We start from the raw sequence: 9602 nt of genomic DNA, 5'->3' as shown, positions 1-9602 counted from the left end.
ATCGAGCGGCCGGACGGTGTGAAGATCGGTGCCTGCTTCATCGCCGGGATCATCCTCGTATCGCTGCTGTCCCGGCTGGCCCGGGCCTTCGAGCTGCGCGTGACCAGCGTGACCCTGGACGACATGGCGGAACGTTTCGTCCGGGACATCGCCAGCCGCCGTATCCGCTTCATCGCCAATGAACCCGACCGGCGGGACATCGCCGAGTACCGCGAGAAGATCGAGCAGATCCGCGCCGACAACGAGCTGCCCGCGCAGGAGGACTTCGTCTTCGTGGAGGTGACCGTCGGCGACCCGTCGGAGTTCGAGGCGGGCCTGACCGTGCGCGGCGAGGTCCTGCACGGCCGCTACCGCGTGCTCACCCTGGAGTCGTCCTCCATCCCCAACGCCCTCGCCGCCCTCCTGCTGTACGTCCGCGACCAGACCGACTGCACCCCGCACATCTACTTCGAGTGGACCGAGGGCAATCCGTTCGCCAACTTCCTGCGGTTCTTCCTCTTCGGCCAGGGCGAGGTCGCCCCGGTGACCCGGGAGGTGCTGCGCGAGGCGGAGCCGGACCGGAAGCGGCGACCGCGGGTTCACGTCGGCTGAACCGCGTTGACCGCGGGTTCACGTCGGCTGAACCGGACGTGCGCCAACGGGACCGGCGCGTCCCGCTCAGGCGGTGCCGAGTGCCGTGCGCAGGGTGCTGATCGCCTGGCCGATGGCCGCCTCGGCGGCGTGTGTCTCGCGCAGGGCGTTGAGCATCACGAAGTCGTGGATGATGCCCTGGTAGCGGACGGCGGTGACCGGGACACCGGCCTGGCGCAGCTTGTCGGCGTAGGCCTCGCCCTCGTCACGGAGCACATCGGCCTCGGCGGTGATGACCAGGGCCGGGGGCAGCCCGCGCAGTTGCCCGGTGGTGGCGCGCAGCGGGGAGGCGGTGATCCGGGAGCGCTCGTGCTCGTCGGTCGTGTACTGGTCCCAGAACCACTGCATCGCGTCGCGGCGCAGGAAGTAGCCCTCGGCGAACCGGTGGTAGGAGACGGTGTCGAAGGCCGCGTCGGTGACCGGGTAGAAGAGGACCTGCTGCACCAGCGGGACGTCGCCGCGCTCCTTGGCCATGAGGGTGAGTGCGGCGGTCATGTTGCCGCCGACGGAGTCGCCGGCCACCGCTATGCGCGTCGGGTCCAGGTCGTGGCCCGCGCCGTCGGTGACGATCCAGCGGGCGACGGTGTAGTTCTGCTCGATGGCGACGGGGTAACGGGCCTCGGGCGAGAGGTCGTACTCGGGGAAGACGACCGCGGCTCCGACGCCGACGGCCAGCTCACGCACCAGGCGGTCATGGGTGTGGGCGTTGCCGAAGACCCAGCCCGCGCCATGGATGTAGACGATCACCGGCAGGACACCCGTGGATCCGGCCGGGCGAACGATGCGGGCGCGGACGTCGGCGGTGGGACCACCGGGCACGGTGATCCACTCCTCGTCCACGGCGGGCTTGGCGATCTCGCCGGACTGCACCTGGTCGACGGTCCTGCGCCCCTCGGCCGGGCCGAGGTCGAAGAGGTAGGGCGGCTGGGCCGTGGCGTCGGCGAACGCCTGGGCGGCGGGCTCGAGGACGGGGCGGGGACCGGTGGTGCCGGTCATGGCGATCTCCTGGGATCCGGTGCCGCATGCAGACTCCACCGCGGTATTCGCCGGAGCGGCGGCACAACCAGGAGAGTAGCGCCCGATTAAGTCGTGCACAACTAATTTGGACTCGATAGAATCGAGGAAGGACATACAAGCTAGGGTGAAGGTGGTCATGCAGCCCACCACAGGACCGAGGAGCGATGCCGTGAGCGCACCGGCGGCGGAACCGGCCGAGGAGGGTTCCCTGCTCCTGGGCGACCAGCTCTGCTTCGCCCTGTACGCGGCTTCCCGCGCCCTCACCGCACGCTACCGGCCCCTGCTGGACGAACTCGGCCTCACCTACCCTCAGTACCTGGTCATGCTCGTGCTCTGGGAGCAGGACTCCATTTCCGTGCGCGATTTGGGTCAGGCCCTTCAGCTCGAGTCCAGCACCCTCTCGCCCCTGCTCAAGCGTCTGGAGTCGAGTGGCCTGCTCAGGCGCGAGCGGCGCCCGGAGGACGAGCGCTCCGTCGCCATCCGCCTGAGCGATGCCGGGGCCCGTCTGCGGGACCGGGCACGCACGGTCCCGCTCGCCATCGGCGACGCCATGGGCCTGACCCCCGAGCAGGTGACCGAGGCCGGACGGCTTCTGCGCCTCCTCACCGCGAACGTGTCCGACAGCTGAGGCGGCGACGGCCGGGAATCACCCGTCTCCCTGGGCGTTGAAGGCCTTGTGAGCCCCGTGACCGAAACCCGTTTCTCCGTACTCGACCGTTCGCGCACCCGCGAGGGGCACGACGGGACCGAGGCCCTGCGGGACACCGTGCGACTGGCCCAGGAGGTCGAAGGGCTCGGGTACCACCGGTTCTGGGTCTCGGAGCACCACGGTGTGCCCGGAGTCGCCGGATCCGCGCCGACCGTGCTGGCCGCGGCCGTCGCGGCGGCCACCCGGGCCATCCGGGTGGGGACGGGCGGCGTGATGCTGCCCAATCACCGGCCGCTGGTCGTGGCCGAGCAGTTCGGCGTACTGGAGGCCCTCTTCCCCGGCCGGATCGACATGGGTCTCGGCCGTTCCGTCGGCTTCACCGACGGGGTGCGCAAGGCACTGGGCCGCGACAAGGACGACGCCGACGACTTCGCCGGCCAACTCGCCGAACTCCTGGGGTGGTTCCGCGGCACCTCCACCACCGGAGTCCATGCGCGCCCGTCCGAGGGATTGACCGTACCGCCGTTCGTGCTGGCCCTGGGCGAGGGCGCGGCGATCGCCGCACAGGCCGGACTGCCCATGGTCATCGGGGACCTGCGGAACCGCGAGAAGATGCTCCGGGGGATCGAGCGCTACCGCGAGACGTTCCGGCCCTCCCCCTGGGCGAGCGAGCCGTATGTCGTCGTCTCCGGCACGATCGCGGTCGCCGCCACCCCCGAGGACGCCCGCCGCATCCTGCTCCCGGAGGCGTGGTCGATGGCGTATGCGCGAACCCACGGCGCGTTCCCGCCCCTGCCGCCCGCCGAGCATGTGGAGTCCCTCGCGATGAGCACCAAGGAGCGCGGCTTCTACGAGGCCGGGCTCGCCGGCCACATCGCCGGCACCGAGGAGCAGGTCGCCGAGGAACTGGAGAACCTGCTCGAGGAGACCGGGGCGCAGGAGGTGCTCGTCACGACGAGCACCCACGACCGCACGGCACTCGTGGACTCCTACCGCAGACTGGCCCGGGTCGCCGGACTGGGCGCCTGAGCCGTGACGCGGCGGCTCGCCGGACGGCGAACAGCCGGCCGGCGGGCGGTCAGAGGCCCAGGTCGCCGAGGCCCGGGTGGTCGTCGGGCCGTCGCCCGAGCGGCCAGTGGTACAGACGCTCCGACTCCTTGATGGGCAGGTCGTTGATGCACGCGTAACGCGTGCGCATCAGGCCGTTGTCGTCGAACTCCCAGTTCTCGTTGCCGTAGGAGCGGAACCAGTTGTCGGAATCGTCGTGGCATTCGTAGGCGAAGCGCACGGCGATGCGGTTGCCCTCGAAGGCCCACAGCTCCTTGATGAGGCGGTACTCCAGTTCCCGCCGCCATTTGCGGGTGAGGAAGGCGACGATCTCGTCGCGGCCCTCGACGAACTCCGCGCGGTTTCGCCAGCGGGAGTCGACCGTGTAGGCGAGGGCGACCTTCTCGGGGTCGCGGGAGTTCCAGCCGTCCTCCGCCTGCCGCACCTTCTCGGCGGCGGTCTCCCGGGTGAAGGGCGGGAGAGGAGGGCGCGGTGCGTCTGTCATGTCGTCTCCAGCGGATGAGGGGCTCCGGCGACACCTGTCAGAGAACGATCGTTCTCCGCTGACTCCACCGTACGAGAACGATCATTCTCCCGCAAGGATCGGGCCGGGCGCGCCTCCGACGCGGAGTGGCCGAGGAAGCAGCGGTCATGAAGCGGCTCACCCGCCGTGCCAAGCTCCACGCCGCCGCCCCGGCGTCCGTCGCCGGTCTGGCCACGGTCACCCTCACGGCCACCGCCGGTGCCGCTCCCGCGACCGTCCCGGCGCACGGCACCGCGCCCAGGAAGCCGGCCGTGGTCCTCGTCCACGGCGCCTTCGCGGATGCCTCCAGCTGGAACGGCGTCGTCAGGCGCCTGGAGCACGACGGCTACCGGTGATCGCCCCCGCCAATCCGCTGCGCGGCCTGAACAGCGACTCCGCCAAGTTCCACCGGCAGTTCGCCGCCGACGTACCGGGCTCCACGGCGGACCTCACGGCCGCCGCCCAGCGCCCCATCGCCGCCTCCGCCCTCGATGAGAAGGCCACCGAGGAGGCCTGGAGGACGATCCCCTCCTGGGACCTCATCACCACCCAGGACAAGAACATCCCGGTCGCCGCCCAGCCCTTCATGGCAAGGCGTGCCCACTCCCACAGCGTCGAGATCAAGGCCTCCCACGCCGTGTCCGTCTCCCGCCCCGGCGCCGTGACCAAGCTGGTGGAAGAGGCGTCCGCGGCGACCGTGCACTGAGCCCTCGAACCACGCTCGCGTGGGGCGCCGGCGCCGAGCGCAACTGCCGAGTCTCGGCCAGGCGTTGTTCGTCCGGAGCGCCCGGCCGGCGCCACGGCGGGGAACGCAGCCCGGCCGGTCGGCGGGCGGGGTTCTCGAGGGCGGCTGCCCGTAGCAAGACCGAGGATGAACCCGTGCGGGTCCTCGGATCGGTGCACCGTGGCAACCGTGCGGTCGGCGGCAGCAAGGAGGCGGCCGTCACGGGCGGTGCGGGTGTCCGTCCTCCGGGAGCTCCAGGGCCCGCCGGGCGGCCAGCGCGAGGTCGCGTCGGTCGGTCCCGGCGTCCGGTACGAGGACCGGCGCGACCCGGACCTCCGCGACGAGCCGGCGCGCCGACAGGACCCGCCACAGTGACGACAGCAGGGAGTCGCTCCCCACGAACGCGGGCGCGGTGCTGGCCGGGCCGCCGTCATGCCGGTAGTGGAGCCGCACCGGCTGGACGGGGACACCCGCGTCCAGCGCCGCCTGGAAGGCCGCCCGCCGGAAGTGTCCCTGCGCCCGGCCGCACCACGTGCTGCCTTCGGGGAAGACCACGACCGCGGATCCGGCGCGCAGGCCGTCCGCGATTCCGGCGACCGTGTCGGGCAGCGCCCGCAGCCGGTCGCGGTCGATGAACAGGGCGCCGCTGCGCGCGGTCAGCGCACCGGCCACCGGCCACTGCCTGACCTCGATCTTGGCGAGCATCCGGCCGGGGCGGACGGCGGCGAGCAGCGGGATGTCCAGCCAGGAGATGTGGTTGGCGACCATCAGCAGGCCGCCGTGGGACGGCGCGGCACCGCTGATCCGTACCCGGACGCCGGCGGCGCGCACCACGGTCCGGCACCAGGCCCTGATGATCCGGTCGCGGGGCGGGACGGGAAGCCGGCACACCACCGGGGAGAGGACGGTCCCGGTGACGACCAGGGCGAGCAGGGCGGCGAGCCGCAGCACGGCCCGCGGCGCGGCGGCTGCCGGCGCCGTGGCATCCACGCAGGAGCGCGGGGAGCAGGGGGCGCTGGGCAGCCAGGCACTCACCGCCGCGGCGGCCGCGGGCTCGACGTCGTCGCGCCGCGGCCGGGGCGCCGCCACCGGGGCCGGAACAGCCGCCGTGTTCGCCCTGGGACTCGCGGGCGCCTGGGCCCCGCGACGGGGGCGGAGGGTCGGCCCGGGACGGAACACGGTTCGCGCAGCGGTCCTGGGCATGGTCGTCACGCCGGGACGAGCGAGAGGAAGTGCCGCAGATAGCGCGGGTTGACCCGGCGCATCGACAGCAGGACGTAGAGGTCGGCGACGCCGAAGTCCGGGTCGTGCGCGGGCTCCCCGCAGACCCAGGCGCCGAGACGGAGGTAGCCGCGCAGCAGCGGGGGCAGTTCGATGTGCCCGGCCGGCGCCGGGGTGTCCGAACGCCAGAGCAGCAGCGGCCGTACGCGGTACTCCTCGGGGGCCATGTGCTTGGCCTTGACACGCTCCCAGGTGCCCGCGGCGAGCGCGCCGCCGTCGGCGAGCGGCAGGGAGCAGCAGCCGGCCAGCCACTCGTGGCCGCCGTCGATCATGTAGCGGGCTATCCCCGCCCAGATCAGTCCGATGACCCCGCCGTCGCGGTGATCGGGGTGGACGCAGGAGCGGCCGACCTCGACGAGCCCGGAGCGGATCGCGGCCAGCGGGCCGAGGTCGAACTCGCCCTCGGAGTACAGTCGCCCGGCGATCGCGGCCCGCTCGGGCGGCAGCAGCCGGTAGGTGCCCACGGCCTGGCCGGTCACCGTGTCACGGACGAGCAGGTGGTCGCAGTACGCGTCGAAGGCGTCCACGTCGAGGCCCGGCTGCGGGGTGGACAGGAGGGCTCCCATCTCCCCGGCGAAGACGTCGTGGCGCAGCCGCTGGGCGTCCCGGACGTCGGCCTCGTCACGGGCGAGGGTGACGGTGTAGCGGGTGGGCGCCACGGGCGGTGGGGGGCTGGCGAGGGCGGAAACGCCGGTCATGGCTCTCTCCTGGTCACGGGCCGGTTCGGCGGCGCGGAGGCAGACCGACGACTGTGCGGTCTGTGCGCTCCTGTTCTTCCGATGCCGGTTGGCCTGCACGTGACCGCTGCCAGGAGGGCGGATGTGGGAATGCTGAATGCCAGGGGTGGCCGGTGGCGCCGCGCGGCGGCCCGGCCGGGCATACGGGACGCGAGGGCTTGACGGGACCGGGGCTGAGCACCACGTCCGGTCCCGCCCGTCCGCACCTGCCGGCGAACGTGTACGGCCGGCGCCGCCCGTCCCAGGCGGCGCCGGCCCGTCCTTGTGCGGCCCCCGGCGGCGAGATCCCTAGGAGCGGGCCGACTTGCGGGTAGCCCGCAGCCACTCCTTGTTCATGCTCGTGATGGAGACCAACGGGATGCCCTTCGGGCAGGCGGTGGCGCACTCGCCGGTGAGGGTGCAGCCACCGAAGCCCTCCTCGTCCATCTGCGCCACCATGTTCAGCACCCGGCTCTCGCGCTCGGGCGCACCCTGGGGCAGCACGTTCAGGTGGTTGATCTTCGCCGAGGTGAACAGCATCGCCGCGCCGTTCGGGCAGGCCGCCACGCAGGCCCCGCAGCCGATGCACTCGGCGTGCTCGAACGCGGAGTCGGCGTCCGCCTTGGGGACGGGTGTGGCATGGGCCTCGGGCGCCGAGCCCGTCGGAGCCGTGATGTAACCGCCGGCCTGGATGATCCGGTCGAACGCCGAGCGGTCGACCACGAGGTCCTTGATCACCGGGAAGGCCGAGGCCCGCCACGGCTCGATGTCGATCGTGTCGCCGTCCCGGAAGGACCGCATGTGAAGCTGGCAGGTGGTGGTGCGCTCCGGGCCGTGGGCGTCGCCGTCGATGACGAGCGAGCAAGCGCCGCAGATGCCCTCGCGGCAGTCGTGGTCGAAGGCGACCGGGTCCTCGCCCTTGAGGATGAGTTCCTCGTTGAGGGTGTCCAGCATCTCCAGGAAGGACATGTCGGGCGAGATTCCGTCCACCTCGTAGGTGGACATGGCGCCTTCGGCGTCGGCGTTCTTCTGCCGCCAGACGCGCAGGGTGAGCTTCATGCGTAGCTCCGCTGGGTGGGGTGGACGTACTCGAAGACCAGGTCTTCCTTGTGCAGGGTGGGAGCCTCGCCTGTGCCGGTGAACTCCCAGGCGGCCGCGTAGGCGAACTCGTCGTCCCTGCGGGCGGCCTCGCCGTCGGAGGTCTGCGACTCCTCGCGGAAGTGGCCGCCGCAGGACTCGGTGCGGTGCAGCGCGTCGAGGCACATCAGCTCGGCGAGCTCCAGGTAGTCGACGACGCGGTTGGCCTTCTCCAGCGACTGGTTGAACTCCTCGCCGGTGCCCGGGACCTTGATGCGCCGCCAGAACTCCTCGCGGATCTGCGGGATACGCTCCAGCGCCTTGCGCAGTCCGCTGTCGGTGCGGGCCATGCCGCAGAACTCCCACATGAGCTCGCCGACCTCGCGGTGGAAGGAGTCGGGGGTGCGGTCGCCGTCCACGGACAGCAGCAGGTCGAGCCGGTCCTCGGTCTCGGCCAGCACCTCCCGGACGGCGGGGTGGTCGGTGGTCACCGGGTCCTGGTGCGGGTTGCGCGCCAGGTAGTCGTTGATCGTGGCCGGCAGCACGAAGTAGCCGTCGGCCAGGCCCTGCATCAGCGCGGAGGCGCCGAGCCGGTTGGCTCCGTGGTCGGAGAAGTTGGCCTCTCCGACCGCGAACAGGCCGGGGACGGTGGTCTGGAGGTCGTAGTCGACCCACAGTCCGCCCATCGTGTAGTGCACGGCCGGGTAGATCCGCATCGGCACCTCGTACGGGTTCTCCGCGGTGATCCGCTCGTACATCTCGAAGAGGTTGCCGTACTTCTCCTCGACCTTCTTGCGGCCCATGCGCCGGATGGCGTCCGCGAAGTCCAGGTAGACGCCCTGGCCGCCGGGGCCGACGCCGCGGCCCTCGTCGCAGACGTTCTTCGCGGCGCGGGAGGCGATGTCCCGGGGAACCAGGTTGCCGAAGGAGGGGTAGATGCGCTCCAGGTAGTAGTCCCGCTCGTCCTCGGGAATCTCGTTCGGCGGGCGGTTGTCGCCCTTCGCCTTCGGCACCCAGATCCGGCCGTCGTTGCGCAGCGACTCGCTCATCAGGGTGAGCTTGGACTGGTGGTCGCCGGTGCGCGGAATGCACGTCGGGTGGATCTGGGTGAAGCAGGGGTTGGCGAAGTAGGCGCCGCGCCGGTGCGCCCGCCAGATGGCGGTCGCGTTGGAGTTCATGGCGTTGGTCGACAGATAGAAGACGTTGCCGTAGCCGCCGGAGGCGAGGACGACGGCGTCCGCGAAGTACGTGTCGATCTTCCCGGTGACCAGGTCGCGGGCGACGATGCCGCGGGCCCGTCCGTCGACGACGATCAGGTCGAGCATCTCGGTGCGCGGGTGCATCTCCACATTGCCGGCGGCGATCTGCCGGGAGAGCGCCTGGTAGGCACCGAGGAGCAGTTGCTGGCCCGTCTGGCCGCGGGCGTAGAAGGTGCGGGAGACCTGTACGCCGCCGAAGGAGCGGGTGTCGAGCAGGCCGCCGTACTCGCGGGCGAACGGCACGCCCTGTGCCACGCACTGGTCGATGATCTCGACGGAGATCTGGGCGAGGCGGTGGACATTGGACTCGCGGGCCCGGAAGTCGCCGCCCTTGACGGTGTCGTAGAACAGGCGGTGGACCGAGTCGCCGTCGTTGCGGTAGTTCTTCGCGGCGTTGATGCCGCCCTGGGCGGCGATGGAGTGGGCGCGGCGCGGGGAGTCCTGGTAGCAGAACTGGACGACGTGGTAGCCCTGTTCGGCGAGGGTGGCGCCCGCGGAGCCGCCCGCCAGACCGGTGCCGACGACGATGACCGTGTGCTTGCGGCGGTTGGCGGGGTTGACCAGCCTGGCCTCGAAACGGCGGGTGTCCCAGCGCTCGTTGATCGGGCCCTTGGGCGCCTTGGTGTCGGCGACGGGTTCGCCGGTGGTGTAGTCGGTGTATTCGGCGGAAGCAGTCATG

At 71.6% G+C, this 9602-nt stretch carries 8 protein-coding genes and 2 pseudogenes; 4 read left to right on the top strand and 6 right to left on the bottom strand.

Features of this window, described 5'->3' with window-relative positions; genetic code table 11:
• A pseudogene (locus LZ604_RS19055) lies at positions 1–591 on the top strand (amino acid transporter); the annotation flags it as partial.
• Positions 592–657: 66 nt separating this feature from the next.
• Here LZ604_RS19055 and LZ604_RS19050 read toward each other — a convergent pair.
• The gene (locus LZ604_RS19050) at positions 658–1626 is read right to left on the bottom strand and encodes an alpha/beta hydrolase (RefSeq protein ID WP_234516577.1); all 969 of its coding nucleotides are present in this window, start codon (positions 1624–1626) and stop codon (positions 658–660) included.
• Positions 1627–1783: 157 nt separating this feature from the next.
• On the opposite strand from LZ604_RS19050, the gene LZ604_RS19045 reads away from it, so the two are divergent.
• Together LZ604_RS19045 and LZ604_RS19040 are read left to right on the top strand one after the other, a co-directional pair.
• Complete coding sequence (locus LZ604_RS19045) at positions 1784–2275, top strand: MarR family winged helix-turn-helix transcriptional regulator (RefSeq protein WP_372482160.1); 492 nt, start codon at positions 1784–1786, stop codon at positions 2273–2275.
• A 48-nt stretch (positions 2276–2323) separates the two neighbouring features.
• On the top strand, positions 2324–3325 hold the full coding sequence (locus tag LZ604_RS19040) for an LLM class flavin-dependent oxidoreductase (protein ID WP_372482159.1): 1002 nt from the start codon (positions 2324–2326) through the stop codon (positions 3323–3325).
• 49 nt (positions 3326–3374) lie between these two features.
• Here LZ604_RS19040 and LZ604_RS19035 read toward each other — a convergent pair whose 3' ends face one another.
• Positions 3375–3848, bottom strand: a complete 474-nt coding sequence (locus tag LZ604_RS19035) for a nuclear transport factor 2 family protein (protein WP_234516574.1) — start codon at positions 3846–3848, stop codon at positions 3375–3377.
• Between the two features lie 146 nt (positions 3849–3994).
• Here LZ604_RS19035 and LZ604_RS36565 point away from each other — a divergent pair.
• Positions 3995–4572, top strand: a pseudogene (locus LZ604_RS36565) (alpha/beta fold hydrolase).
• A 237-nt stretch (positions 4573–4809) separates the two neighbouring features.
• Here LZ604_RS36565 and LZ604_RS19025 read toward each other — a convergent pair.
• The 4 genes from LZ604_RS19025 to LZ604_RS19010 form a co-directional block, all read right to left on the bottom strand.
• Positions 4810–5625, bottom strand: a complete 816-nt coding sequence (locus LZ604_RS19025; protein ID WP_234516586.1) for a lysophospholipid acyltransferase family protein — start codon at positions 5623–5625, stop codon at positions 4810–4812.
• Between the two features lie 173 nt (positions 5626–5798).
• The gene (locus LZ604_RS19020) at positions 5799–6569 is read right to left on the bottom strand and encodes a GNAT family N-acetyltransferase (protein ID WP_234516573.1); all 771 of its coding nucleotides are present in this window, start codon (positions 6567–6569) and stop codon (positions 5799–5801) included.
• A 327-nt stretch (positions 6570–6896) separates the two neighbouring features.
• A complete protein-coding gene (locus LZ604_RS19015) occupies positions 6897–7646 on the bottom strand; it encodes a succinate dehydrogenase/fumarate reductase iron-sulfur subunit (protein ID WP_234516572.1) in 750 nt (249 codons plus the stop codon).
• Positions 7643–9601 (bottom strand): fumarate reductase/succinate dehydrogenase flavoprotein subunit, encoded by a 1959-nt coding sequence (locus tag LZ604_RS19010; RefSeq protein WP_234516571.1) that lies wholly within the window; start codon positions 9599–9601, stop codon positions 7643–7645. The genes LZ604_RS19015 and LZ604_RS19010 overlap by 4 nt, the downstream gene beginning before the upstream one ends.
• Between the last annotated feature and the right edge of the window lies 1 nt (position 9602).

The organism is Streptomyces glomeratus (assembly GCF_021462825.1).
GTDB lineage: Bacteria > Actinomycetota > Actinomycetes > Streptomycetales > Streptomycetaceae > Streptomyces > Streptomyces glomeratus.
The sequence above is the reverse complement of the archived record's forward strand: the minus strand, read 5'-3'. Positions and strand labels throughout refer to the sequence as shown.